Origin of the sequence: Streptomyces sp. NPDC014891 (genome assembly GCF_043081085.1) — a bacterium.
Lineage (GTDB): Bacteria > Actinomycetota > Actinomycetes > Streptomycetales > Streptomycetaceae > Streptomyces.
In genome coordinates, this window is the sequence record NZ_JBIBWF010000009.1 from 138,825 (window position 1) to 163,485 (window position 24,661).

The 24,661-nt window shown below is 74.7% G+C and carries 27 protein-coding genes; 19 read left to right on the top strand and 8 right to left on the bottom strand.

What is annotated here, in order from left to right; genetic code table 11:
- The first annotated feature begins 2 nt into the window (after positions 1–2).
- The 7 genes from ACF09E_RS25230 (at position 3) to ACF09E_RS25260 (ending at position 4,672) form a co-directional block, all read left to right on the top strand.
- Positions 3–167, top strand: coding sequence for a hypothetical protein (locus ACF09E_RS25230; RefSeq protein WP_187283980.1), 165 nt, complete (start codon positions 3–5; stop codon positions 165–167).
- Complete coding sequence (hisH, locus tag ACF09E_RS25235) at positions 164–811, top strand: imidazole glycerol phosphate synthase subunit HisH (RefSeq protein WP_392207265.1); 648 nt, start codon at positions 164–166, stop codon at positions 809–811. Before ACF09E_RS25230 ends, hisH begins: the two co-directional genes overlap by 4 nt.
- Before the next feature lie 2 nt (positions 812–813).
- Complete coding sequence (priA, locus tag ACF09E_RS25240; protein WP_361852779.1) at positions 814–1,545, top strand: bifunctional 1-(5-phosphoribosyl)-5-((5-phosphoribosylamino)methylideneamino)imidazole-4-carboxamide isomerase/phosphoribosylanthranilate isomerase PriA; 732 nt, start codon at positions 814–816, stop codon at positions 1,543–1,545.
- Positions 1,542–1,955 (top strand): RidA family protein, encoded by a 414-nt coding sequence (locus ACF09E_RS25245; protein ID WP_392207267.1) that lies wholly within the window; start codon positions 1,542–1,544, stop codon positions 1,953–1,955. The genes priA and ACF09E_RS25245 overlap by 4 nt, the downstream gene beginning before the upstream one ends.
- Positions 1,952–2,707: an imidazole glycerol phosphate synthase subunit HisF gene (hisF, locus tag ACF09E_RS25250; RefSeq protein WP_392207269.1), complete on the top strand. Its 756-nt coding sequence runs from the start codon at positions 1,952–1,954 to the stop codon at positions 2,705–2,707. Before ACF09E_RS25245 ends, hisF begins: the two co-directional genes overlap by 4 nt.
- A gap of 145 nt (positions 2,708–2,852) precedes the next feature.
- Positions 2,853–3,440 carry an ArsR/SmtB family transcription factor gene (locus ACF09E_RS25255; RefSeq protein WP_392207271.1) on the top strand — a complete coding sequence of 196 codons (588 nt, stop codon included), beginning with the start codon at positions 2,853–2,855 and terminating at the stop codon, positions 3,438–3,440.
- A complete protein-coding gene (locus ACF09E_RS25260; RefSeq protein WP_392207273.1) occupies positions 3,437–4,672 on the top strand; it encodes an MFS transporter in 1,236 nt (411 codons plus the stop codon). Before ACF09E_RS25255 ends, ACF09E_RS25260 begins: the two co-directional genes overlap by 4 nt.
- 4 nt (positions 4,673–4,676) lie before the next feature.
- Here the strand turns inward: ACF09E_RS25260 and ACF09E_RS25265 are convergent, their stop codons facing one another.
- Positions 4,677–5,312: a TIGR03085 family metal-binding protein gene (locus tag ACF09E_RS25265; RefSeq protein WP_361852770.1), complete on the bottom strand. Its 636-nt coding sequence runs from the start codon at positions 5,310–5,312 to the stop codon at positions 4,677–4,679.
- Positions 5,313–5,396: 84 nt separating this feature from the next.
- On the opposite strand from ACF09E_RS25265, the gene hisI reads away from it, so the two are divergent.
- The 11 genes from hisI to lgt all read left to right on the top strand — a co-directional run bounded on the left by hisI (position 5,397) and on the right by lgt (position 14,989).
- Entirely contained in the window at positions 5,397–5,771 is a 375-nt protein-coding gene (gene hisI / locus ACF09E_RS25270) for a phosphoribosyl-AMP cyclohydrolase (protein WP_392207275.1), read from the top strand.
- Positions 5,772–5,782: 11 nt separating this feature from the next.
- Positions 5,783–7,273, top strand: a complete 1,491-nt coding sequence (locus ACF09E_RS25275) for an anthranilate synthase component I (RefSeq protein WP_392207277.1) — start codon at positions 5,783–5,785, stop codon at positions 7,271–7,273.
- Positions 7,274–7,287: 14 nt separating this feature from the next.
- Positions 7,288–7,938, top strand: a complete 651-nt coding sequence (locus tag ACF09E_RS25280) for a TIGR02234 family membrane protein (RefSeq protein ID WP_392207279.1) — start codon at positions 7,288–7,290, stop codon at positions 7,936–7,938.
- 285 nt (positions 7,939–8,223) lie between these two features.
- The gene (locus ACF09E_RS25285) at positions 8,224–8,478 is read left to right on the top strand and encodes an HGxxPAAW family protein (protein ID WP_388802346.1); all 255 of its coding nucleotides are present in this window, start codon (positions 8,224–8,226) and stop codon (positions 8,476–8,478) included.
- Positions 8,479–8,555: 77 nt separating this feature from the next.
- Positions 8,556–9,197, top strand: coding sequence for a DUF2752 domain-containing protein (locus ACF09E_RS25290; protein ID WP_392207281.1), 642 nt, complete (start codon positions 8,556–8,558; stop codon positions 9,195–9,197).
- Positions 9,198–9,352: 155 nt separating this feature from the next.
- Complete coding sequence (gene trpC / locus ACF09E_RS25295) at positions 9,353–10,162, top strand: indole-3-glycerol phosphate synthase TrpC (protein ID WP_392207283.1); 810 nt, start codon at positions 9,353–9,355, stop codon at positions 10,160–10,162.
- A 136-nt stretch (positions 10,163–10,298) separates the two neighbouring features.
- Positions 10,299–10,445: a tryptophan biosynthesis modulator TrpM gene (gene trpM, locus ACF09E_RS25300; protein WP_392207620.1), complete on the top strand. Its 147-nt coding sequence runs from the start codon at positions 10,299–10,301 to the stop codon at positions 10,443–10,445.
- 422 nt (positions 10,446–10,867) lie between these two features.
- Positions 10,868–12,157: a tryptophan synthase subunit beta gene (gene trpB / locus ACF09E_RS25305; RefSeq protein ID WP_383429990.1), complete on the top strand. Its 1,290-nt coding sequence runs from the start codon at positions 10,868–10,870 to the stop codon at positions 12,155–12,157.
- Complete coding sequence (gene trpA / locus ACF09E_RS25310; RefSeq protein WP_392207285.1) at positions 12,154–12,984, top strand: tryptophan synthase subunit alpha; 831 nt, start codon at positions 12,154–12,156, stop codon at positions 12,982–12,984. Before trpB ends, trpA begins: the two co-directional genes overlap by 4 nt.
- A gap of 63 nt (positions 12,985–13,047) precedes the next feature.
- Positions 13,048–13,905, top strand: coding sequence for a DsbA family protein (locus ACF09E_RS25315; RefSeq protein WP_392207287.1), 858 nt, complete (start codon positions 13,048–13,050; stop codon positions 13,903–13,905).
- Positions 13,906–13,993: 88 nt separating this feature from the next.
- Positions 13,994–14,989, top strand: coding sequence for a prolipoprotein diacylglyceryl transferase (gene lgt, locus ACF09E_RS25320; RefSeq protein WP_392207289.1), 996 nt, complete (start codon positions 13,994–13,996; stop codon positions 14,987–14,989).
- 73 nt (positions 14,990–15,062) lie between these two features.
- Here the strand turns inward: lgt and ACF09E_RS25325 are convergent, their stop codons facing one another.
- From ACF09E_RS25325 to ACF09E_RS25355, 7 genes are read right to left on the bottom strand one after another with little or no spacing between them, the layout of a single operon-like run.
- Positions 15,063–15,917 (bottom strand): HpcH/HpaI aldolase/citrate lyase family protein, encoded by an 855-nt coding sequence (locus ACF09E_RS25325; RefSeq protein WP_388802365.1) that lies wholly within the window; start codon positions 15,915–15,917, stop codon positions 15,063–15,065.
- The gene (locus tag ACF09E_RS25330) at positions 15,914–17,155 is read right to left on the bottom strand and encodes a CaiB/BaiF CoA transferase family protein (protein WP_392207291.1); all 1,242 of its coding nucleotides are present in this window, start codon (positions 17,153–17,155) and stop codon (positions 15,914–15,916) included. The genes ACF09E_RS25325 and ACF09E_RS25330 overlap by 4 nt, the downstream gene beginning before the upstream one ends.
- The gene (gene rbsK / locus ACF09E_RS25335; protein ID WP_392207293.1) at positions 17,152–18,090 is read right to left on the bottom strand and encodes a ribokinase; all 939 of its coding nucleotides are present in this window, start codon (positions 18,088–18,090) and stop codon (positions 17,152–17,154) included. The genes ACF09E_RS25330 and rbsK overlap by 4 nt, the downstream gene beginning before the upstream one ends.
- On the bottom strand, positions 18,087–19,622 hold the full coding sequence (locus ACF09E_RS25340; protein ID WP_392207295.1) for an ADP-ribosylglycohydrolase family protein: 1,536 nt from the start codon (positions 19,620–19,622) through the stop codon (positions 18,087–18,089). The genes rbsK and ACF09E_RS25340 overlap by 4 nt, the downstream gene beginning before the upstream one ends.
- Positions 19,619–20,797, bottom strand: a complete 1,179-nt coding sequence (locus tag ACF09E_RS25345; protein ID WP_392207297.1) for an ADP-ribosylglycohydrolase family protein — start codon at positions 20,795–20,797, stop codon at positions 19,619–19,621. Before ACF09E_RS25345 ends, ACF09E_RS25340 begins: the two co-directional genes overlap by 4 nt.
- A complete protein-coding gene (locus ACF09E_RS25350) occupies positions 20,754–22,340 on the bottom strand; it encodes an ADP-ribosylglycohydrolase family protein (protein ID WP_392207299.1) in 1,587 nt (528 codons plus the stop codon). The genes ACF09E_RS25345 and ACF09E_RS25350 overlap by 44 nt, the downstream gene beginning before the upstream one ends.
- Positions 22,340–23,335 carry an ADP-ribosylglycohydrolase family protein gene (locus ACF09E_RS25355; protein ID WP_361859525.1) on the bottom strand — a complete coding sequence of 332 codons (996 nt, stop codon included), beginning with the start codon at positions 23,333–23,335 and terminating at the stop codon, positions 22,340–22,342. Before ACF09E_RS25355 ends, ACF09E_RS25350 begins: the two co-directional genes overlap by 1 nt.
- Before the next feature lie 255 nt (positions 23,336–23,590).
- On the opposite strand from ACF09E_RS25355, the gene ACF09E_RS25360 reads away from it, so the two are divergent.
- Positions 23,591–24,319, top strand: coding sequence for a VIT1/CCC1 transporter family protein (locus tag ACF09E_RS25360; protein ID WP_392207301.1), 729 nt, complete (start codon positions 23,591–23,593; stop codon positions 24,317–24,319).
- Positions 24,320–24,661 lie beyond the last annotated feature (342 nt).

Sequence of the window (24,661 nt, forward strand, 5' to 3'; positions counted from 1 at the left end):
CCGTGAACGGCCTCTCCACCATCCTCATCGTCGTCGGGCTGTTCCTGCTCGGCGGCATCTACTCCTTCGTCAAGCAGGAGATGCCCAAGGGCCTCGTCGCGCTCGTCGCGATCGGCGCCGCGATGTGCCTCGCCGCCGGTGTGCTGCGGCTGGACGTGTGGGCATGACGGCGAGCACCCCCAGGAAGGTCGTCGTCTTCGACTACGGCTTCGGCAACGTGCGCTCGGCCGAGCGCGCCCTCGCCCGGGTCGGCGCCGAGGTCGAGATCACCCGCGACTACGAGACCGCGATGAACGCCGACGGCCTCCTCGTCCCCGGCGTCGGCGCCTTCTCCGCCTGCATGCGCGGGCTCAAGGAGGCCCGCGGCGACTGGATCATCGGCCGCCGGCTCTCCGGTGGACGCCCGGTCATGGGCATCTGCGTCGGCATGCAGATCCTCTTCGCGCACGGCTCCGAGCACGGCGTGGAGAGCGAGGGCCTCGACGAGTGGCCCGGTACGGTCGAGGCGTTGAACGCCCCCGTCGTCCCCCACATGGGCTGGAACACGGTCGACGCGCCCGAGGGCAGCGAGATGTTCGCCGGCCTCGGCACCGACTCCCGGTTCTACTTCGTGCACTCCTACGCGGTGCGCGAGTGGACCCTGGAGGTCGGCAACAAGAACATCCGCGCCCCCAAGGTCACCTGGGCCACCCACGGCGAGCCCTTCGTGGCGGCCGTCGAGAACGGCGCCCTGTGGGCCACCCAGTTCCACCCCGAGAAGTCCGGCGACGCCGGAGCCCAGCTCCTCACCAATTGGATCGAGACCCTCTGATCATGGCTCAGAAGCTTGAACTCCTCCCCGCCGTCGACGTCCGCGACGGCCAGGCGGTCCGCCTCGTGCACGGCGAGTCCGGCACCGAGACCTCCTACGGCTCCCCGCTCGAGGCGGCCCTCGCCTGGCAGAACTCCGGCGCCGAGTGGCTCCACCTCGTCGACCTCGACGCCGCCTTCGGCACCGGCGACAACCGGCAGCTGATCGCCGAGGTCGCTCAGGCCATGGACATCAAGGTCGAGCTCTCCGGGGGCATCCGCGACGACGCCTCGCTGGCCGCCGCCCTCGCCACCGGCTGCACCCGCGTCAACCTCGGCACCGCCGCCCTGGAGACCCCCGAGTGGGTCGCCAAGGTCATCGCCGAGCACGGCGACAAGATCGCCGTCGGCCTCGACGTCCGCGGCACGACCCTGCGCGGCCGCGGCTGGACCCGCGACGGCGGCGACCTCTACGAGACGCTCGCCCGCCTCGACTCCGAGGGCTGCTCGCGCTACGTCGTCACCGACATCGCCAAGGACGGCACCCTCCAGGGCCCCAACCTGGAGCTCCTGAAGAACGTCTGCGCCGCCACCGACAAGCCCGTCGTCGCCTCCGGCGGCGTGTCGTCCCTGGACGACCTGCGGGCCCTGTCCGGCCTGGTGCCGCTCGGCGTCGAGGGCGCGATCGTCGGCAAGGCGCTGTACGCCAAGGCCTTCACCCTCGAAGAGGCCCTGGAGGCGGTGGCGGCCGTATGACCGACGGCGTGAAGAAGGTCGTCACCGGGGCCCCCTGGGAGGAGCAGTTCGGCTACTCCCGCGCGGTCGAACTGCCGAACGGCCTGGTCCTCGTCGCCGGCTGCACGTCCGTCGTGGGCGGCCAGATCGCCGGCGGAGGCCCCTACGACCAGACGGTGAACTCCTTCCACGTGGCCTTCGCCGCCCTGGAGCAGCTGGGCCTGGGCCCGGCGGACGTCGTCCGCACCCGGATGTACATCACCCACGCCCGGGACGTGGAGGAGGTCGGCCGCGCCCACAAGGAGCTGTTCGACGCCGTCCGCCCGGCCGCGTCGATGATCATCGTGTCCGGCTTCGTCGACCCGAGCCTGGTCGTCGAGGTCGAGGTCGAGGCCTTCCGCCCGGAGCCGCGGCCGGGTGGTGCGGCATGAGCCTCGCCGTACGCGTGATCCCCTGCCTGGACGTGGACAACGGCCGGGTCGTCAAGGGCGTCAACTTCCAGAACCTGCGGGACGCCGGCGACCCCGTCGAGATGGCCAAGCTGTACGACGCCGAGGGCGCCGACGAGCTGACCTTCCTCGACATCACCGCCTCCTCGGGCAACCGGGAGACCACCTACGACGTGGTGCGCCGCACCGCCGAGCAGGTCTTCATCCCGCTCACGGTCGGCGGCGGCGTCCGCACGGCCGAGGACGTCGACAAGCTGCTGCGGGCCGGCGCCGACAAGGTCGGTGTCAACACCGCCGCGATCGCGCGCCCCGAACTCATCCAGGAGATCGCGGAGCGCTTCGGCCGCCAGGTGCTCGTCCTCTCGGTCGACGCCCGCCGGACCCCCTCCGGTTCCTTCGAGGTGACGACGCACGGTGGCCGCAAGGGCACCGGCATCGACGCCGTCGAGTGGGCGCACCGGGCCGCCGAGCTGGGAGCGGGCGAGATCCTGCTCAACTCGATGGACGCGGACGGGACCAAGGACGGCTACGACACCGAGATGATCGCGGCCGTGCGCAAGCACGTGAGCGTGCCGGTGATCGCCAGCGGGGGAGCGGGCCGGCTGGCCGACTTCCCGCCGGCGGTGGCGGCGGGCGCGGACGCGGTGCTCGCGGCCTCCGTCTTCCACTTCGGGGACCTGCGGATCTCGCAGGTCAAGGACGAACTGCGGGCGGCCGGCCACCCGGTCCGCTGATCCGGTTCGATCCCATCCGGTCCGCTCCGGTCCGACGCGCTGTCACGAAGGGCCCCCTCGGGGGCCCTTCGTGCTGTCCGGATGCACAGGACCAGTTGCGCAATCTTTGTTGTGCAACTTTTCCTTCGCATCTACAGTCGTGCACATGACCTCCCCGGAGAACCGACGGATCACCGATCTCGGCACCCTCAAGGCCATCTCGCACCCGTTGCGGATGCGCCTCTACCGCGCCCTCTTCGTGGCCCGTGCCGCCACCGCTTCCCAGCTCGCCGACCAGGTCGACGAGGCGGTCTCGCTGGTCAGCTACCACCTGCGCAAGCTGGCCGAGCACGGGCTCATCGAAGAGGCCGAGGCCCGGTCGGCGGACGGCCGGGAGCGGTGGTGGCAGCCGAGCTCCTACGGCTTCAGCATCCACGACGAGGACCTCCGCGACGCCCCCGAGCTGGCGGCCGCCGGCATCGCCTTCGGCCGTACCGTCGACGCGCAGCGCACCCGGATGTACGCCCGCTTCCTCGACGAGCGGCAGACCTGGTCCGGCGCCTGGCGCTCCGCCTCCCTCAGCGCCGAGTGGCTGCCCCGCCTCACCGCCGACGAGCTGACCGCCCTCGGCGCCGAGCTGGAGGCCGTCCTCCGCAAGTACGACCAGCAGGCCCGCGCCGCGGAGGCCGCCGGCGAGAACGAGGGCCGCGAAAACGTCGCCATCCACCTCAACGGCTTCCCCTACCGCGCATGACCGCCACCCTGACCGCCGCCCCGGCCCGGCCCGCCCACCGGAACCCCCAGGTCCTGCGCTGGCTCGGCGCCTATACCGCCTCCACCCTCGGCGACAGCGTCTACTACCTCGCCCTCTCCTGGTCCGCCGTCTCCACCGGCAGCCCCGCCCAGGCGGGGCTGGTCATGGCCGTCGCCGCCGTCCCCCGCGCGCTCCTGATGCTCGGCGGGGGAGTGATCGCCGACCGCCTCGGCCCGCGCCGCGTCGTCATCGCCTCCGACGCCGTCCGCGCCCTGGTCGTCCTCGGCCTGGCCGCCGCCCTCTTCCTCACCACGCCCGGCCTCTGGGCCCTCGCCGCCGTCGGCCTCGTCTTCGGCGTCCTCGACGCCCTCTTCCTGCCCGCCGTCGGCGCCCTGCCGCCCCGCATCGCCGCCCGCGACCAGCTCGCCCGCGTCCAGGGCATGCGCGGCATCGCCCACCGCCTCGGCGCCGTCCTCGGCGCCCCGCTCGGCGGCCTCGCCGTCGCCCTCGGCGGCCCGGCCGCCGCCTTCGCCGCCGCGGGCATCCTCTTCGCGCTCTCCCTGCCCCTGCTGCTCGGGCTCAGGCTCCGCCCGCTTCCCGAGGAGGACCGGGCGGGCGGCGGCACCGCCCTGCGCGACCTCGCCGACGGCCTGCGCTACCTCCGCGGCCACCGGACGCTCGGCCCGCTGATGATCGTCGTGCTCCTCGCCGACCTCGGCTTCACCGGCCCCCTCAACGTCGGCCTCGCGGTCCTCTCCGAGCAGCGCGGCTGGGGAGCCTCCGGCATCGGATGGATCCTCGCCGGCTTCGGCACGGGCGCCGCCGGCGCCTCCCTGCTGCTGACCGTCAAGGGCCACGTCCCCCGGGCCGGGTGCGTCATGGGCTGGACCATGGCCGTCGGAGCCGTGTCGGTCGGCGCCCTCGCCTTCATCCCCCGGCTGCCGATCGCCGCCCTCGCGGCCCTCTCCATTGGCCTGCTCGCCGGACTCTCCGGAGCCCTGTGCAACGCCCTCGTGCAGACCGAGTGCGACCCCGCCTACCTCGGGCGGGTGAGCGCCGTCTCCAGCCTCGGCAGCCTCGGCCTCGCCCCGCTGAGCTTCCCGGTCACCGGGGCGGCCATCGGCGTCTGGGGCCCCGGCCCGGTCTTCGTCGCCAGCGCGGCGGTCTGCGCCCTCTCCGGGGTCTACGCCCTCGCGGTCCCGGCCCTGCGCCGGGCCGAACTGCCCCGCTGACCGCTCAGAGCCCCAGCTGCTTCGTCTCCCGAAGCCGCTCGATCGCCTCCGGCTCGCCGTCCAGATCCACCTTGGCCGTGTCCTGGCGGCCGAACAGGTACATGGTCAGCTCGCCCGGCTCCCCGGAGACCGTCACCACCGGGGTGCCCCGGTGCGCCACCGTCGTCTGGCCGTTCGGCCGGCGCAGCACCAGCCCCACCGGCACCTTCCGGCCCAGCAGCCGGGCGGTGCGCTCCAGCCGGGACCAGAGGGCGTCGGCGAAGACCGGGTCCAGCTCGCGCGCCGACCAGTCGGGCTGGGCGCGGCGCACGTCCTCCGCGTGGACGTAGAACTCGACGACGTTCGCCCCCTCGTCCACCTGCTTGATCGTGAACGGCGAGAACCGTGGCGGCCCGGTCCGGATGAGCCGGATCAGCTCCTCGTACGGCCTGTCGGCGAACTCCGCCTGCACCCGGTCCTGCCGGTCCTTGAGCGCCGGTACGAGCGAGCCGGCCGCCGCGTCCGGGCGCCGCTCCCGCACCACCACATGGGCCGCGAGGTCCCGGGTCCGCCAGCCCTCGCAGAGCGTCGGCGCATCGGGACCCGCCGCCTCCAACAGGTCGGCGAGCAGAAGCCGTTCACGTTTGGCATGGGTCGACATGTGCGCCAGCCTACGGCGGGCGCCACCGGTCCGCCCAGTGGACGCCCCGCCGGACACCACCCCGGAGCGCGGCACAATGGCGCCATGAGCAGCAATCTCGACCCGGCCGTCTCCGCCCGGCTCAAGCGCAGCCCCGACGGGCTCGTCCCCGCCATCGCCCAGCAGTACGACACCGGCGAGGTGCTGATGCTCGGCTGGATGGACGACGAGGCCCTGCACCGCACCCTCACCACCGGCCGCTGCACCTACTGGTCCCGCAGCCGCCAGGAGTACTGGGTCAAGGGCGACACCTCCGGGCACGTCCAGCACGTCAAGTCCGTCGCCCTCGACTGCGACGCCGACACCGTCCTCGTCAAGGTCGACCAGGTCGGCGCCGCCTGCCACACCGGCGCCCGGACCTGCTTCGACGCCGACGTGCTCCCCGTATCCGCGTCCGACGCGGCCCCCGCGTCCGAGTAGGGTCTGGCGCCATGGATCTCGACACCTTCCGCAAGCTGGCGACCGACCGCCGCGTCATCCCCGTCAGCCGCCGGCTGCTCGCGGACGGCGACACCCCGGTCGGGCTCTACCGCAAGCTCGCCGCCGAACGACCGGGCACCTTCCTCCTCGAATCCGCGGAGAACGGCCGGAGCTGGTCCCGCTACTCCTTCATCGGCGTCCGCAGCGACGCCACCCTGACGGTGAAGGACGGCGAGGCCCACTGGCTGGGCACCCCGCCCGTCGGCGTCCCCACCGACGGCGACCCGCTCAAGGCCCTGCGCGCCACCGTCGAGGCCCTCCACACCCCGCGCGACCTGGCGTCCGCCATGCCGCCCTTCACCGGCGGCATGGTCGGCTACCTCGGCTACGACATCGTCCGCCGCCTGGAGAAGATCGGCGAGCACGGCCGCGACGACCTCCGGCTCCCCGAGCTCACCATGCTCCTCACCAGCGACCTCGCGGTCCTCGACCACTGGGACGGCTCGGTCCTGCTGATCGCCAACGCGATCAATCACAACGATCTGGAGACCGGCGTCGACGAGGCGTACGCCGACGCCGTCGCCCGCCTCGACGCGATGGAGGCCGACCTGGCCCGCCCGGTCGCCACCGCCCCCACCGCGCTGCCCGCCTCCGCGCTCCCCGAGTTCTCCGCGCTCTGGGGCGGCCCCGCCTACCAGGACGCCGTCGAGGACGTCAAGGAGCGCATCCGGGCCGGCGAGGCCTTCCAGGTCGTGCCCTCGCAGCGCTTCGAGACCCCCTGCTCGGCCTCCGCGCTCGACGTCTACCGGGTCCTGCGGGCCACCAACCCGTCCCCGTACATGTACCTCTTCCGCTTCGAGAACGGCTTCGACGTCGTCGGCTCCAGCCCCGAGGCCCTCGTCAAGGTGGAGGACGGGCACGCGCTGCTCCACCCCATCGCCGGCACCCGGCACCGCGGCGCCACCCCGCAGGAGGACCACGACCTCGCGGAGGAGCTGCTCGCCGACCCCAAGGAGCGCGCCGAGCACCTCATGCTGGTCGACCTCGGCCGCAACGACCTCGGCCGCGTCTGCGCCCCCGGCTCCGTCGAGGTCGTCGACTTCATGTCCGTCGAGCGCTACTCGCACGTCATGCACATCGTCTCCACCGTGACCGGCCGGGTCGCCGAGGGAAGGACCGCGTTCGACGTCCTCACCGCCTGCTTCCCGGCCGGCACCCTCTCCGGCGCGCCCAAGCCCCGGGCGATGCAGATCATCGAGGAGCTCGAACCCTCCCGGCGCGGGCTGTACGGCGGATGTGTCGGTTATCTCGATTTCGCCGGCGACGCGGACACCGCCATCGCCATCCGCACCGCCCTGCTCCGCGACGGAACCGCGTATGTGCAGGCCGGAGCGGGTGTGGTGGCCGACTCCGACCCGGTGGCCGAGGACAACGAGTGCCGGAACAAGGCCGCGGCCGTCCTGCGCGCCGTCCACACCGCCAACCGGATGAACGGCGCCTGACCGCGTAGGGGATAGTGGGGTACGTGAGTGCCGTACCCGTACCCCAGCCCCGGGCCGCCCGAGCGGCCGTCCCCGGCGGCGGCCGCCGCAGCCTGGCCGCGGCCCTCTTCCTCGGTGCCCTGGGCGCCACCGTCGTCCTCCTCTCCGCCGGTCAGATCTGGGCGGAGGGCACCGCCTCCGTCGGCGGCGGCGACGTCGCCGTCGAGGCCGACGGCGGCACCGTCACCGGTGTGCCCACCGCCCTCGCGATCGTCGGCCTCGCCGCTCTCTTCGCCGTCTTCGCCGTCCGCCGCACCGGCCGGACCCTCGTCGCCGCGCTGCTCACCCTCAGCGGCGCGGGCGCCGCGCTCGCCGCGGTCCTCGGTGCCTCCGACAGCGCCGCCCTGGACGCGGAGGCCGCCCGCATCAGCGGCGACACCGGCGCCGCCGTGGCCGGGCTCAGCCACACCGTCTGGCCGTACGTGACCGCCGCGGGCGCCGTCCTCATCCTGATCGCCGGCCTCCTCGCGCTGCGCTTCGGCAAGAGCTGGCCCGCGATGGGCGGCCGCTACGAGCGCACGGGCGCCCCCCGGGCCCCCCGCAAGGCCCCCGCAGCCGACCAGGACCGGCCGGAGGACCTGTGGAAGGCCCTGGACCGGGGCGAGGACCCCACGCACGGGTCCTGACCCGACCGGGCCCGACACTCCGGGCTCCCCGAGGCGGCACCCTGTGCTCCCCGGGGCCCGGACCCGCATCCCGCGGTGCCGCGGCCCGGCTCCGGACGGGGCGGACAGCGGCCCCCGGCCCTCCGGCCGCGGCGCCCGCCGCGCCCTCCCGCGGCCGCCGGCCGCGACGCGTGATCGTCCCGGCACCCCCGAGTCACCCTCGCGGGCCCGCGTGCGGGACAATGAGGGCCGAGAGTCCGCGCACGCGAGACCTCACCATCGAGCAACTGCAACGAGGAGCAACTCATGGCGGGCAGCGCCCACGGACACACCCCGGCCGCCTGGACCGGTGTCATCATCTCCTTCATCGGCTTCTGCATCGCCGGCGTCTTCATGGTGGCCGCCAACCAGCCCGGTTTCTGGGCGGGCGTGGGCGTCGTCGTGCTCGGCGGCATCGTCGGCGGCGCGATGAAGGCCGCGGGCCTCGGCATGCCGAAGGAGACGGCGGACGTCGCCGCCGCCCGTGAGGCCGCGACCGTGACCGCGCGGGCCCGCGCCTGACGCACCGCGACACACCCGAGAGCGCAGCCCGGCCGTGCCGGGCTGCGCTCCCGCGCGTCCGGGGCGAGAATCACCGGATGGACCCGCAGCCGACGACCGGCGCCGTGACCGACGCATCCGGCACCCGACCGGGTGAACCCGCGCCCCCGGGCGCACCGGCCGGGCAGGAGGCCGCCGCGCGGCCCGCGCCGCCGCCCCCGCCCCCGGCGGAGGGGCACCCCGCCCCGCCGCACGCGCCCGCGTGGCCGGGCGCCGGGCCCGTGACGGCCCCGCACGCGCCCGCGTGGCCCCCGGGACCGCCCGTGCCCCCGCCGCCGCCCCGCTCGCCCGTACGGCGGCTGCTCCCGCCGCTCGCCGCGCTCGCCGGCGTCGCCGCCGCCTTCGCGTATGTCGGGACCGTCGACCCCAACGAACCCGGCCACTACCCCGTCTGCCCCCTGCTCCGCTTCACCGGCGTCTACTGCCCCGGCTGCGGCGGTCTGCGCAGCGCCCACGCCTTCGTCCACGGCGACCTCCCGGCCGCCCTCGGCGCCAACGCCCTCGCCGTCGTCGGCTACGGACTCTTCGCCGTCCTCATGGCCGTCTGGCTGATTCGAGCCGTCCGCGGGGTGCCCATGCGCCTCTCGGTCTCCCCCGTCCTGTGGTGGGGGATCGGGGCCGTCCTCGCCCTCTTCACCCTGGTCCGGAACCTTCCCTTCGGCTCCGCGCTGGCCCCCTGAGGGCCCGCCGCGGCGCCACGGGAAGCCCTCCGGGAGTCCCAGCAGATGGGACGCCGCTCCGGCCGATGCGAGTCCGGGGCCGTCCTGCGGATAGGATCGATGTGGCTGAACCTGGTTCCTCAACACCATCACCGTCCCGGAAGGGGGCCCCTCGCGTGAGTGTGCTCGACGAGATCATCGACGGCGTACGCGCCGACCTCGCAGAGCGGCAGGCGCGGGTCACCCTCGACGAGCTCAAGGAGCGCGCCGCCAAGGCGCCGCAGGCCAAGGACGGCGTCGCCGCACTGCGCGGCGACGGCGTCAAGGTGATCTGCGAGGTCAAGCGCTCCAGCCCGTCCAAGGGCGCGCTCGCCGCGATCGCCGACCCGGCCGGACTCGCCGCCGACTACGAGGCGGGCGGCGCGGCCGTCATCTCGGTCCTCACCGAGCAGCGCCGCTTCGGCGGCTCGCTCGCGGACCTGGAGGCCGTCCGCGCCCGGGTCGACATCCCGGTCCTGCGCAAGGACTTCATCGTCACCGCGTACCAGCTCTGGGAAGCACGCGCGTACGGAGCGGATCTCGCGCTCCTCATCGTCGCCGCCCTGGAGCAGGAGGCGCTGGTCTCCCTCATCGAGCGCGCCGAGTCCATCGGGCTGACCCCGCTGGTCGAGGTGCATGACGAGGACGAGGTCGAGCGCGCCGTCGAGGCGGGCGCCCGGATCATCGGCGTCAACGCCCGCAACCTCAAGACCCTCAAGGTCGACCGCTCCACCTTCGAGCGCGTCGCCCCCGAGATCCCCGCGCACATCGTCAAGATCGCCGAGTCCGGTGTCCGGGGACCGCACGACCTGATCGCCTACGCCAACGCCGGCGCCGACGCGGTCCTGGTCGGCGAGTCCCTCGTCACCGGCCGCGACCCCAAGGCCGCCGTCGCCGACCTGGTCGCCGCCGGAGCCCACCCGGCCCTCCGGCACGGCCGGAGCTGACCCGGTCATGACCCCCGTCCGCGCCACGCCGACCGCCCTGGGCTCCGCCCCGGGCGGCGCCGGCGTGTCCGCGGACGCCTCGGGCCGCCGCGGCCGGCTCCGTACCGCCGCCGCGCCCGTCTCCAAACACGCCCCGCTGGCCCGGGGCTGCCGTCCGCGCGGCTGCCGCGCGCCCGCCCGCCGTGTCCACGGCCGCCGCGTCCGGTACGTCATCGGCTCCGAGCCGGGCCAGGTCAACGGCATGCGATGGCGCCCGCGCCTCGCGCGCACTTCCACGAACTGACGCAACCGCTCCTCGGCCGTCGGCGCCCTCCGGGACGCCACCCGGGTGGCCCCGCCGTCGCCCGGCACCGCACCCGCTGCCGGCAGTCGCCGTTCCCTTCCCCCCCGTGTGGGCAAGCCTCCGCACCTAGTGTCCTGACCCGCACACCCTGTGGGCCGCACCAGTGGTGCGGGTACAGGCGCGGGAAGCCTAGGCCCGGCAACGGGCGCCGTTCCGTTGTGCCCACCCGTTCCGCCCCAGCGGAACGATTGCCCACAACGGGGGGCGGGCGGCCGCAGGCCCAGGCGGGCCGCCGGAGGCCCCAGGCGGGCGCGGCGCGGGCGGGAGCCCGGCGTCGGCGGACGGGAGTGGGGTGTGCGCATACCGTGACCACCGACCGCACGTACACAGCACGGGGCACCCGCCCCGCGAGGAGCATCCGCATGTCCAGCGAGTTCTTCATCCCGGACCTGGAGGGCCAGGTCCCCAGCCCCGAGGGCTACTTCGGCGCCTACGGCGGCAAGTTCATCCCGGAGGCCCTCGTGGCCGCCGTCGACGAGGTCGCCGTCGAGTACGACAAGGCCAAGTCCGACCCGGAGTTCGCCCGCGAGCTCAACGACCTGATGGTCCACTACACGGGCCGCCCGAGCGCCCTCACCGAGGTGCCCCGGTTCGCCGAGCACGCCGGCGGCGCCCGGATCTTCCTCAAGCGCGAGGACCTGAACCACACCGGCTCGCACAAGATCAACAACGTGCTCGGGCAGGCCCTGCTCACCAAGCGCATGGGCAAGACCCGCGTCATCGCCGAGACCGGCGCCGGCCAGCACGGCGTGGCCACCGCCACCGCCTGCGCCCTCTTCGGCCTCGACTGCACCATCTACATGGGCGAGATCGACACCCAGCGCCAGGCCCTCAACGTGGCCCGGATGCGGATGCTCGGCGCCGAGGTCGTCGCCGTGAAGTCCGGCAGCCGCACCCTCAAGGACGCCATCAACGAGGCGTTCCGCGACTGGGTCGCCAACGTGGACCGCACGCACTACCTGTTCGGCACCGTGGCCGGCCCGCACCCCTTCCCCGCCATGGTCCGCGACTTCCACCGGGTCATCGGCGTCGAGGCGCGCCGCCAGATCCAGGAGCGCACCGGCCGCCTCCCCGACGCGGCGGTCGCCTGCGTCGGCGGCGGCTCCAACGCCATCGGCCTCTTCCACGCCTTCGTCCCCGACGCGGACGTCCGCCTGATCGGCTGCGAGCCGGCCGGCCACGGCGTCGAGACCGGCGAGCACGCGGCCACCCTCACCGCCGGCGAGCCCGGCATCCTGCACGGCTCGCGGTCGTACGTCCTCCAGGACGAGGAGGGCCAGATCACCGAGCCCTACTCGATCTCGGCCGGACTGGACTACCCGGGCATCGGCCCGGAGCACGCGTACCTCAAGGACAGCGGACGCGGCGAGTACCGCGCCGTCACCGACGACGCCGCCATGCAGGCGCTGCGGCTGCTCTCCCGCACCGAGGGCATCATCCCGGCGATCGAGTCCGCGCACGCCCTCGCCGGGGCCCTGGAGGTCGGCAGGGAGCTGGGCCCGGACGGTCTGATCCTGGTCAACCTCTCGGGCCGCGGCGACAAGGACATGGACACCGCCGCCCGCTACTTCGGCCTGTACGAGGCCGACACCGAGGTCGCCGCCGACGCCGGGGCCGAGGACACCGCGGAGATCGAGGGAGACGCCAAGTGAGTGGGAACATCCAGCTGCTGAGCGACACCCTCGCCAAGGCGAAGGCCGAGGACCGGGCCGCGCTCATCGCGTACCTCCCGGCCGGATTCCCGACCGTCGACGGCGGCATCGCCGCCATCCGGGCCGTCTTCGACGGCGGCGCCGACGTGGTCGAGGTCGGCCTCCCGCACAGCGACCCGGTGCTCGACGGGCCGGTCATCCAGACCGCCGACGACATCGCCCTGCGCGGCGGGGTCAAGATCGCCGACGTCATGCGGACGGTCCGCGAGGCCCACGAGGCCACCGGCAAGCCGGTCCTCGTCATGACGTACTGGAACCCGATCGACCGGTACGGCGTCGAGCGCTTCACCGAGGAGCTCGCCGCGGCCGGCGGCGCCGGCTGCATCCTGCCCGACCTGCCGGTCCAGGAGTCCGCGGTGTGGCGTGCGAACGCCGAGAAGCACGGTCTCGCGACCGTCTTCGTCGTCGCCCCCAGCAGCAGGGACGAGCGCCTCGCCACCATCACGGCGGCCGGCTCCGGCTTCGTCTACGCGGCCTCCCTCATGGGCGTCACCGGCACCCGCGAGTCGGTCGGCGAGCAGGCGGCCGACCTGGTCCGCCGCACCCGCGCCACCACCGAGCCCGGCCGGGAGCTCCCGGTCTGCGTCGGCCTCGGCGTCTCCAACGCCGCCCAGGCCAAGGAGGTCGCGGCCTTCGCCGACGGCGTCATCGTCGGCTCCGCGTTCGTGAAGCGGATCCTCGACGCCGACGGCGACGAGCAGGCGGGACTCGCCGCGGTAAGGGAACTGGCGGCCGAACTCGCCGAGGGCGTCCGGCGCGTCCCGTAACCCATCCGGGTGGATCTGCGACCGGGGAGGCATGCACGTGCCTCCCCGGTTCGTTTCCGAGGCGTGAGCCAGAAGAACAGCGGTGACGGTAATCGGAGTGCGCGGGAGCGCCTGCAGCAGCAGCGCGAGCGCGAGAAGACCCGCGAGAAGCAGCGGCGGATCCTGATCGTCTCGGCGGCGGTGGTCGGCGTCCTCGGACTCGCCGCGGTCGTCGGGGTGATCGCCGCGGGCGGCGACAAGGACAGCGCGTCCGACAACGCGGGCCGGGTGGTCGTGCCGGCGGGGGCGACCGACGAGGACGGCAAGCCCGCCGTCCCCACCGGCAAGTCGGACGCCCCCTCGACGCTCGCGATCTGGGAGGACTTCCGCTGCCCGGCGTGCGCCCAGTTCGAGAACGCGTTCCGGGACACCATCCACGAGCTGGAGGCCGCCGGCGCGATCAGGACCGAGTACCACCTCGCCACCCTGATCGACGGGAACATGGGCGGCAGCGGCTCCCTGCGCGCGGCGAACGCCGCCGCGTGCGCCCAGGACGCGGGGAAGTTCACCGCGTACCACGACACGCTCTACATCAACCAGCCGCAGGAGACCGACGACGCCTTCGGGGACAACGCCAAGCTCATCGAGCTGGCGGCCAAGGTGCCGGGCCTCGACACGCCCGCCTTCCGCAGCTGTGTGAACGAGGGCACGCACGACACCTGGGTGGCCAAGTCGAACGAGGCCTTCCGGAACGGCGGCTTCGGCGGCACGCCGTCCGTCCTGCTCAACGGAGAATCGGTCTTCCCGCAGAAGGGGAGCGAGCAGATCTCCCCGGACAACCTGAAGAAGTGGGTCGCCGAGGCCAACAAGGGCAAGAAGCCCGGCACGGCCGCCCCGACGAGCGCCCCGGCGCCCTCCGCGGGCTCCCCCTCGGCGGGCTGAGCCACCGCCCCGGGACCGGGTTAGTTACCCATACGTTGCCGGGCGGGCTGCCGTCCCGCCCGCCCGGCAGGGTAGCGTCGGTCCTGCCATGGACCTTGCCTACATTCCCAGCCCGTCGACCGGCGTGATCAACCTCGGACCGATCCCGCTGCGCGGCTATGCCTTCTGCATCATCATCGGTGTCTTCGTCGCCGTCTGGTACGGCAACAAGCGCTGGATCGCCCGGGGCGGCACCGCCGGCACCGTGGCCGACATCGCCGTCTGGGCGGTGCCCTTCGGCCTCGTCGGCGGACGCCTGTACCACGTGATCACCGACTACCAGCTGTACTTCAGCGAGGGTGAGAACTGGGTCGACGCCTTCAAGATCTGGGAGGGCGGCCTCGGCATCTGGGGCGCCATCGCGCTCGGCGCGGTGGGCGCCTGGATCGGCTGCCGCCGCCGGGGCATCCCGCTCCCGGCCTACGCCGACGCCATCGCCCCCGGAATCGCCTTCGCCCAGGCCATCGGCCGCTGGGGCAACTGGTTCAACCAGGAGCTGTACGGCAAGCAGACCGACCTGCCCTGGGCCCTGAAGATCACCGAGAGCGCGAACCGCGAGGCCGGGCTGTACCACCCGACCTTCCTGTACGAGTCGCTCTGGTGCGTCGGCGTCGCCTTCCTCGTCATCTGGGCCGACCGCCGCTTCAAGCTCGGCCACGGCCGCGCCTTCGCGCTCTACGTCGCCGCGTACTGCGTGGGCCGTGCCTGGATCGAGTACATGCGCGTCGACGAGGCCCACCACATCCTCGGCCTGCGGCTGAACGTCTGGACCGCCATCGGCGTCTTCCTGCTCGCCGTCGTCTACATGGTGGTCTCGGCCCGGGTCCGCCCCGGCCGCGAGGAGATCGTGGAGCCCAAGGCCGCGAAGGAGGCCGCCGACAAGGCCGCCCCGAAGGCCGACGGCGAGGACGAGGACGTCGCCGGTGCCGACGCCGGGGACGCCGTCAGGGACGGCCTCCCGGACGACACGAAGGACGCAGACGTCGCCGACGGAGACGTGGCGCACGACGCCGACAACGGCGCCGGGTCGGCCGCCAAGGGCTGACCAGCCCCTCAGCCGGTCGAAGGGCCGCCGGGACCCCGAGGTCCCGGCGGCCCTTTCGCATGCCCGGCCGACGTCAGGCGGTCCGGGCCGCGAGGGCGAGGACCCGGTGGGCGCCCGCCACCACCGCCGCGTCCACGAAGCGGCCGTCCGGGAGGGCCAGGGCGCCCGGCTCGGGCCCGGCGGCCTCCACGACCTCCCGCGCCGCGTCCACCTCCTCGGGAGTCGGGAGGTAGGCGCGCTCGATGACCGGGAGCTGACGCGGATGGATGGCCGCCCGGCCGAAGAAGCCCATGGCCCGGCCCCGGGCGCAGCCCGCCGCCAGCGCCTCCAGGTCGCCGACATCGGGGTGCACGGACTGGGCCGGCGGCGGCAGGGCGGCCGCGCGGGCCGCGACCACCACCCGGCCGCGCGACCAGTCCAGGCCGCGGTCCTCCCGTACGCCCAGGTCGGCGCGGAGGTCGGCCTCGCCGAGCGCGATGCCGCGGACGGCCGGGTGCGCCGTGGCGATGGCGTACGCGTGCTCCACGGCCAGGGCGTTCTCCAGGAGCGGGTACAGCGGGAGGCCCGGCGCCAGATCGACCAGCCGGAGGATGTCGGCGGCGTGCGTCACCTTGGGGACACGGAGACCGTGCAGCCCGGGGAGGAGGGCCAGGGTGGGGATGTCCCGCGGGGTGTGCACGCGGACGTGCACCGGGACGGGCAGCGGGTCCGCGAGCAGCTCGGCCGTCGCCTCCAGGGCGTACGCCTTGCGGTGCGGGGCGACCGCGTCCTCCAGGTCGACGATGACCACGTCGGCGCCGGAGACCAGGGCCTTGCGGACCACGTCGGGGCGGTCGCCGGGGGCGTACAGCCAGGTGAGGGCGGGCGTGCCGGGCCGGTTGCGGGGCGTGCCGCCCGGTCGGGGCGGGGTCTCGCTCGTGCTGTTCATACCGCTCCCTGCTCGCGGAGGCTGTCGATCTCGGCGGGGCTGAGGCCGAGCTCGGAGAGGACGTCGGCGGTGTCGGCGCCGTGGGGGCGGCCGGCCCAGCGGATGGCACCGGGCGTCTCGGAGAGCCGGAAGAGGACGTTCTGCATCCTGATCGGTCCGAGTTCGGGATCCTGCACCTCGGTGACGGTGCCGAGGGCCCGGTACTGGGGATCGTCCACGACGTCCCGGACGTCGTAGACCGGGGCGATCGCCGCCTCCGCCTTCTCGAACGCGTTCATCGCCTCCTCCCGGGTCCGGCGGGCGATCCACGAGCCCACCGCCTCGTCCAGGACGTCCGCGTGCGCGGCGCGCCCGGTGCCGTCGGCGAACCACGGCTCCTCGATCAGCTCCGGACGGCCGACCAGGGTCATGACGCGCTCGGCGATCGACTGGGCGGAGGTGGAGACGGCGACCCAGGAGCCGTCGGCGGTGCGGTAGGTGTTGCGGGGGGCGTTGTTGCGGGAGCGGTTGCCCGTGCGGGGCTGGACGTAGCCGAGCTGGTCGTACCAGAGGGGATGGGGACCGACGACGGCGAGCATCGGTTCGATGATCGCCATGTCGACGACCTGGCCGCGCCCGGTCGCGGTCCTCGCGGTGAGCGCGGTCATCACCGCGTACGCCGTGGCCAGGGCGGCGATCGAGTCGGCCAGGCCGAAGGGGGGCAGGGTCGGCGGGCCGTCCGGCTCGCCGGTGAGGGCGGCGAAGCCGCTCATCGCCTCGGCGAGGGTGCCGAAACCGGGGCGGTGGGCGTACGGGCCGAACTGGCCGAAGCCGGTGACCCGGGCGAGGACCAGGCGCGGGTTGACTGTGGACAGCTCCTCCCAGCCGAGGCCCCAGCGTTCCAGGGTGCCGGGGCGGAAGTTCTCCACGATCACGTCGGCGTCCGCGGCGAGCGCGAGGAGGGTGTCGCGGCCGCCGGGGGAGCCGAGATCGAGGGTGATCGCCCGCTTGTTGCGGCCGAGGACCTTCCACCAGAGGCCGACGCCGTCCTTGGCGGGGCCGTGACCGCGGGACGGGTCGGGCTTGCGGGGGTGCTCGACCTTGACGACGTCGGCGCCGAAGTCGCCGAGCATCGTCGCGGCGAGCGGGCCGGCGAAGAGGGTCGCGAGGTCCAGGACGCGCAGGCCGTGGAGGGGCGGCCGGGGTGCCGTGGCGTCGGGCGGGTGCGGGGCGGCCGGGGTGTGCGGTGCGGGGTTCATACGGGGCCGGACTCCTTTCCGGTCGTGCCCGCCTCCTCGGCGGACGAGCCGAAGGCGGCCTCGATCTCGGTGCGGTAGGGCATCGACGTCGACGCGCCCTCGCGCTGGACGGAGAGCGCGGCCGCGGTCCCCGCCCAGGCGAGCGCCTCGGGGGCGGGGCGGCCCTCGGCGAGCGCGACGACCAGGGCGCCGACGAAGGTGTCGCCGGCGGCGGTGGTGTCCACGGCCCGGACGCGGGGCGCCGGCACCGCGACCGGGTCGGCGCCGCGGACGGCGTACAGGCTGCCGGCGGCTCCGAGGGTGACGACGACCTCGGGGACGTCGCGGAGCAGGGCGAGCGCGGCCTCGCGGGGGTCGGCGAGACCGGTGAGCGCCGCCGCCTCGTGCTCGTTGGGCACGAGCAGGTCGACGGAGGCGAGCAGTTCGGGCGGGAGGGGCTGGGCGGGCGCGGGGGTGAGGACGGTCCGGACGCCGAGGCGGCGGGCGGTCGCGGCGCCCTCCACGACGACGGAGAGGGGGAGTTCGAGCTGGAGGAGCAGGGCGTCGGCGGTGCCGATGAGGGCCTCGTCGCCGTGGTCGAGCGCGGTGACGGTGCCGTTCGCCCCGGGGATGACGACGATCGCGTTCCCGCCCTCGTCGTCGACGACGATGTGCGCGGTGCCGGAGGCGCCCTCGGCGGTGCGCAGCAGGTCGGTGTCGACCGAGCAGTGTTCGAGGGCGGCCCGCAGCCGGGTGCCGAAGTCGTCGGCGCCGACCGCGCCGATCATCGACACCTCGGCGCCGGCGCGGGCGGCGGCGACGGCCTGGTTGGCGCCCTTGCCGCCGGGGATCGTGCGGAAGGAGCGGCCGGTGACGGTCTCGCCGAGGGCCGGGGCTCTCGGGACGTAGGCGACGAGGTCCATGTTGGTGCTGCCGAGTACGACGATGCTGGTCATGGGCGTACTGCCTCCAGGTGGGTCAGTTCGGCCAGGGTGTCGAAACCGATGCCGTCGAAGGACGGGACGGAGGTCGCGAGCCGGTTCTTGAGGGGGGCGGTCCAGTGCTCGGGGAGCCGGTCGGGGTGGCCGGCGAGCAGCCCGGCGACCGAACCGGCGGTGGCGCCGTTGGAGTCGGTGTCCCAGCCGCCGGAGACCGCCGCGCCGATGGAGCGGGTGAAGTCGCCGTCGGCGTGGGTGAGGGCCGCGGCGAGCAGAGCGGCGTTCGGGACGGCATGCACCCAGTGGTACCCGCCGAGTTCGGTGTGCAGGCGGTCGACGACGGCGTCGAAGTCGTGGGTGTCGTGGGTGTCGCGGGCGAGGGCGATCCCGCGGCGGACCGCGCGGGCGAGGCGGGAGCGCGGGGGGATCACGGCGAGGCCCCCGGCGAGCGAGCGGTGTACGTCGGCGGTGCCGGTGGCGGCGGTGGCGAGGGTGGCGGCGACGAACATGGCGCCGTAGACACCGTTGGCGGTGTGGGTGAGGGCCGCGTCCCGGTAGGCCTGCCCGGCGGCGGCGGCCGGGTCGCCGGGCCGGGTCCAGCCGTGGACGTCGGCCCGGATCTGGGCGCCGATCCACTCGCGGAACGGATTGCGGCGCAGGGCGGTCAGCGGGGGTTCGATCCCGTCGAGGAGGTTGCGGTAGGCCACCCGCTCGGCCGTGAAGGTGCGGCCGGCGGGGAGTTCGTCGAGCCAGAGGCGGGCGACGTCGGCGGTGGTGAAGCCGCGGCCGTGCCGCCGGAGCAGCAGCAGGTTGAGGAGCGGGTAGTTGAGGTCGTCGTCCTCCGGCATCCCGTCGATGTTCTCGGCGAGCGAGGTGGGGGCGGAGCGGCGGTTCCAGGGGTGGGCGGCGAGCAGTTCGGGCGGGACGCCGCGGGCGGTGTACCAGGTGGAGAGGGGCCAGTTGCCCGTGGCGCGGGCCAGGGCGCGGACGGCGTGGAGGGGGAGCTTCTCGACGGGCTTGCCGAGGAGGCAGCCGGCGGCACGGCCGAGCCAGGCGGCGTGAAGGCGGTCGCGGAGGGCGGTGTCCCCGGCCGCGGTGGCGGGGGGCGGGCCGGTCGGGCGGGCCGGGGGAGGGGTGGCGCGGGGGGCGGCCGTTTCCCCGACCGCGCCGGCGGGGTCCTGGCCGGTGGGGTGGGCCGGCGGAGGGGTGGCCTCGTCCGCGTCCGCGCCGGCGGGGTCCTGGCCGGTGGGGTGGGCCGGCGGAGGGGTGGCGCCGGGGGTGGTCAGGGCGCGGATCCCGGGGAGGGAGGTCGGCTCGGCGGCGGACAGGGGAGAGGGGAGGGCGGCCAGCGCGTCCATGAGCTCCTCCGCCAGGGCGCGGAGGCCGGGGCGGGGCGTCCCGGAGGCGCCGGCCGACTCCGGGGCGGGCGGTCCGCCCGCCTCCGTCCAGCGGGCGGCGACGGCGCGCGCGTCGCGGCCGTCCTCCGCCGCCTGGCGGAGTTCGTGGCCCAGCAGGTCCTCCGGCTGGACCCAGGTCAGGCGGAGGTTCACCGCTCGGCCACGCCCGTCAGCATCGCGAACGCCCGCTCGTGGGCGCGGCGCCGCTCCCCGTCCCGGGCGAAGATCTCCCGGGCCACCTCGGTCAGCGCCCGCGCCGGGGCGTGCAGGTCCAGGCGGCTCGCCTCCGCCACCCGCTTCGCCCAGTCCGCCGGCACCGCCTGCTCCCCGTGCAGGGCGCCCACGATCGCGCCCGCCATGGTGGCGATCGAGTCGCAGTCGCGGCCGTAGTTGACGGAGCCCAGGACGGTCCGGCGGAAGTCGCCCTCACCGACCAGGAGCATGCCGAGGGCGATCGGGAGTTCCTCGATCGCGTGCAGGCGGGAGGGGCGGCGGGCGCCGAGGGACGGGGCGCGGTAGTCGGGGCCCACCGAGTCGAAGGGGGCCACCGCCCTGCGGAGCGGGACGAGCGCCGACTCGAAGTCCCGGTGGCCTTCGGCGACTTCCGCCACCGCCTCGATGGCCGCCCGCGTCCCGTCCTTCGCCAGCGACAGGGCCGTGTCGACCACCGACGCCGCCGTCGCGCCCGGGACGCAGGCCGCCGCCACGGCGGCCGCGAACACCCCCGCCGCCTCGCGGCCGTACGAGGACTGGTGCGCGCCCGCGATGTCGAGGGCCTCGGCGTAGGCGGCCTCCGGGTGGGCCGCGTTGACGAGTCCGACCGGTGCCATGTACATCGCGGCACCGCAGTTGACGATGTTGCCGCTGCCCGCCTCGCGCGGGTCCACGTGCCCGTAGTGGAGCCGGGCCACCAGCCACTTCTCGGCGAGGAAGATCCGCTGGAGGGGGAGGGCCTCCGCCTCCAGCTCCGGGATCCAGACGGGGGAGCCCATCAGTTCGGGGACGAGGTGGTCCGCGACGGCGTACGCGTCCAGGTGGCCGCGGACCCGCTCGTACACCCGGATCAGCGCGTGGGTCATCAAGGTGTCGTCGGTGACGTGTCCGTCGCCCTTGTGGTACGGGGCGATGGGGCGGGCGGTGCGCCACGCCTCGCCGTTCCACGGGCCGACGATCCCGGCGACACGACCGCCGTGGCGTTCGGTGATCTGCTCGGGGGTGTAGCCCTCGACGGGGCCGCCGAGGGCGTCGCCGACGGCGGCTCCGAGGAGACCGCCGGTGATCCGGTCATCCAGTGCGGGCGTCGGCACGAGGGGCGTTGTGGGTGTCATGTCGGGATTGTCCACCCGGGGCGGGTCGTTCCGTGGCTGCGAGCAGCCCGGCGAGTTCGACCAGGTCCGTTCCCGCGAGCCGGGGCAGCGCGCAGCCCGCGAGGGTCCGGCACGCCTCGCGCCAGGTCGCCGGCACCGAACGGCCCCCGCCCAGCGCCCCGGTGAGCGCTCCGGCCAGGGCCGGGGCGGAGTCGGCCACCCGGGACAGGCAGACGGCGGCGGGCACCGCGGCCGTCATGGCGCCCCGGGCGGCGGTGGCGAGGGCGAGCGCCACCGGGACGGTCTCGGCCGCGGCGATGCCGTAGCTGTAGACGTGGTCCACGATCTGGTGCTCAAGGAGCGGGACCAGTTCGAAGGCCGAGCCGGCGGTCCGGGCGAGCTGTACCGCGTACCGGGCGTTGCGGCCGATCTCGGTGACGGGCGGGAGTTCGGCGAGGGCCGCCTCGACGGCTTCGTCGGCCGTCGCCCCGCCGAGGGCCGCCGCGACGGCGGCCGCCGTCGCGCGGGCGCCGTGGACGCCGTCGCCGTCCTGGGTGTACCGGGCGTCGAACTCGGCGAGTTCGGCCGCCGCGCGGGGGTCTCCGGGGTGGACGACGGCCAGGACGGCGGCCCGGACGCAGGCCGCGTCGTCGAAGAAGTGCGGGTTGTCGTGTCCGGTGGCCGGCGGGCGGAGCCCCGTCGCGAGATTGCCGAGGCCCGCGCGGACGGAGATCCGGGCGCGGAGCGGGAGCACGGCGGACTCGACCTCGGGGGCGCGTTCCGCCGCGGCGGCGACCTGGCCGGCCAGGGCGTTCCAGGCGAGGTCGACCGCGGCGCGCAGCCGGCGCTCCCGCGGGAGCGCGGTGAAGGGCGGGCCCCCGGCGGCGAGGATCGCCTCCGCGGTGAAGACCGCCCATTCGGCGTCGTCGGAGGGGCCGAGCCGGAGGGGCTCGGGGGGCTGGTTGAGGGCGATGGGGACGGGGAGCGTGGTCGTGGCGTTCTGCTCGGCGAAGGTGTCGAGCTCGCGGGTGAGGCGACGGGTCCACTCCGGCATGCGGGCGGCCCGGTGCCGGGCGGCGGGCCATCCGGCGGCGTCGCCCGCCGCGAGGCCGAGGAGGAGGCCCTCCACGGCGTCGCGCGGCGGCCTGGGGGGCGCCTCGGGCCGTCCGGTCTCGTGAGTGCCGCCCCAGGAACCCGTGCCGTGGGGCGGGGCGGGGGCCGGCGCCGCGCCGCCCGGCAGCGGGGGCGCCGTCAGGTCCAGGTGGGCGCCGAGCGGGGGACCGGCGTCCGGCGACGGGCGCCGGGCCCACCCTCCCACGGACTCCGTCCGGGGGAGCCCCCGCAGCCCCGCGGAACGAAGGTCCGCGGCGGTGGGGGCGTCGACCGCGGCGGTGGGGGCGAGGCCCGCGGCGACGGGCGCGCCGCCCGCGGTCGCCGCGCCCGTGGTCGCCGCGCCCGCGGTCGTCGTCGCCGTGGCCGCCGTCGTGGTCGCCGTCGTCGTGGTGGTCGCCGCCGTCGTCGTGGTCGCGTTCGTCGCCATGGTCGTCGTCGTGTCGTCGCTCATCAGGATTCCCCCTCCGGGGTCAGAAGGTCGGCCACGTCCAGGACGTGGTAGCCGCGCATCGACGGCAGGCAGCTGCCCGTGACGGGGGTGATGGCCGAGGCCCACTCCTCGGGGATCGACCGCAGTCCGCCGGCCGCTCCGGCCAGCGCGCCCGCGACCGCCGCCGTGGTGTCGGCGTCGCGGCCCATGTTGACGGCCGTCAGGACCGCCGTACGGAAGTCCCCGCGGGCCGCGGCGAAGGCGCCGAACGCCAGTCCCACCGCCTCCGGCGCCAGGTCCGTCCACGGGTAGCCGCCGATGACGACCGCGGAGCGGACCTGGCGCTCGCGGGTGAGCGGATCCGGCTGGACGCGCTGGGCCGCGACCACCGCGCGCCGCATCGACCGCGCCGTCCACGAGTCCATCGGCACCGCCGAGAGGGCCGCCGCGATCACCGAGGTGACTCCGGCTCCCGCCATCGCCGCCGCGACGCCCGCCGCGACCGCCTGGCCGCCGTAGATGCCCTCGCCGTCGTGGCTGACGCTGCCGTCGATCGCGACCAGCCGGGCCGCCTCGGCGGGCCGGCCGGCCGCGAAGACCCCGAAGGGTGCCGCCCGCATGGCGAGGCCGTCGCTCCAGGCGTGCCGGTGCTGTGCGGAGATCGGGGCGGCCAGGCCCCTGCGGAGGTTCTCCAGGGTGCCGCGCTCCGAGAAGCCCGCGCCGCGGAACGGGCCCTCGTCGAGGTCGGCGATCCAGTGGTGCCAGGCCCGCTCGACGTGCTGGACGGTGAGGGCCGAACCGTGCCGGGCGAGCAGCAGCGCGGAGAAGATGGCGTACTCGGTGTCGTCCGTGCCCGCCGGACGGTCCGTCACGAAGCCCTCGATCCGGCCCCAGCGGCGGCGGATCTCGGAGGGGCGCATGTTCTCGGCGGGCGCGCCGAGCGCGTCGCCGACGGCGAGGCCGAGGAGCGCCCCCCTCGCCCGTTCGCGCGTATCGCATGCCGTGGTGGTCACCATGTCCGTGGCCCCTTCCTCGATGGGGGCGCACGACGGGCGCCCCGATGTCTGGATCTGTGCCACGGAGGGCCGCGAACGCGCAGAAGAAACGTCTCTGTCACCCGCCTGACAGCACGCCAGGACCCGGTTCACGCAGCAGGGCACCCCTGAGTAAGTACGGCCTGCCTTGCTAGCGCGCCCCTTACATCGCGCGTACTTTCGAGGGTGTGGGGAGCGGCGGGAGCAGCCCGGCCCGCCGAAACGAAGGGGAGAGCCATGTCCGTCATCGAAGCCCAGGCGCCACTGCACGAGGCCCACCGCGACAACCACACGCACCGTGACGTGAACGGCGGTTGGCTGCGTCCGGCGGTGTTCGGCGCGATGGACGGACTCGTCTCCAACCTCGCCCTCATGACCGGTGTCGCGGGCGGCGCGGTCTCCTCCCAGACGGTCGTCATCACCGGCCTCGCCGGTCTCGCGGCCGGCGCCTTCTCCATGGCGGCCGGCGAGTACACCTCCGTCGCCTCGCAGCGCGAGCTCGTCCAGGCGGAACTGGAGGTCGAACGTCGCCAGTTGCGCAAGCACCCCGTCGACGAGATGGAGGAGCTCGCCGCGCTCTACGTCTCCCGGGGCGTCGAGCCGGCACTCGCCCGCGAGGTCGCGATGCAGCTGTCGAAGGACCCCGAGCAGGCGCTGGAGATCCACGCACGCGAGGAGCTCGGCATCGACCCGGACGACCTGCCGTCGCCGACGGTGGCCGCGGTCTCCTCCTTCGGCTCCTTCGCGCTCGGCGCGCTGCTGCCCGTGCTGCCCTACCTGCTCGGGGCGACCGCGCTCTGGCCGGCCGTGCTGCTCGCGCTCCTCGGGCTCTTCGCCTGCGGCGCGCTCGTGGCCCGGGTGACCGCCCGCGGCTGGCTCTTCAGCGGACTGCGCCAGCTCCTCCTCGGTGGAGCGGCGGCGGCCGTCACCTACGGTCTCGGCATGCTCCTGGGAGCAGCCCTGTAGGGCGGGCCCGTGGGACTCGGGGCCGCCCTACAGGACGGCCCGCAGGGGGCCATGGGTCGCATCGTGGCCTTCCGGCCCGCGTGGCCGGGACCGGACGCCGGGAAGCGGCGCCGCGAACCCCGTACGGGGCGCCCGCGCTCCCCGTGCGGTGGTACGGATTCCGCACTCCGGAAACAGGTCGAGAGGGCCTGAAAAGGGCCTCTCGGTCTTTTCGGTGCGTCATTACTGGAGGAACCGGGCGAATCGGCTGTGACGTATATCCCTGGCCCGATGCGCCACGGCGATGAGACACTATGCAGGACGCCACATATGTAGCCGGTTACTCGGCGGTTTCGAACCCGT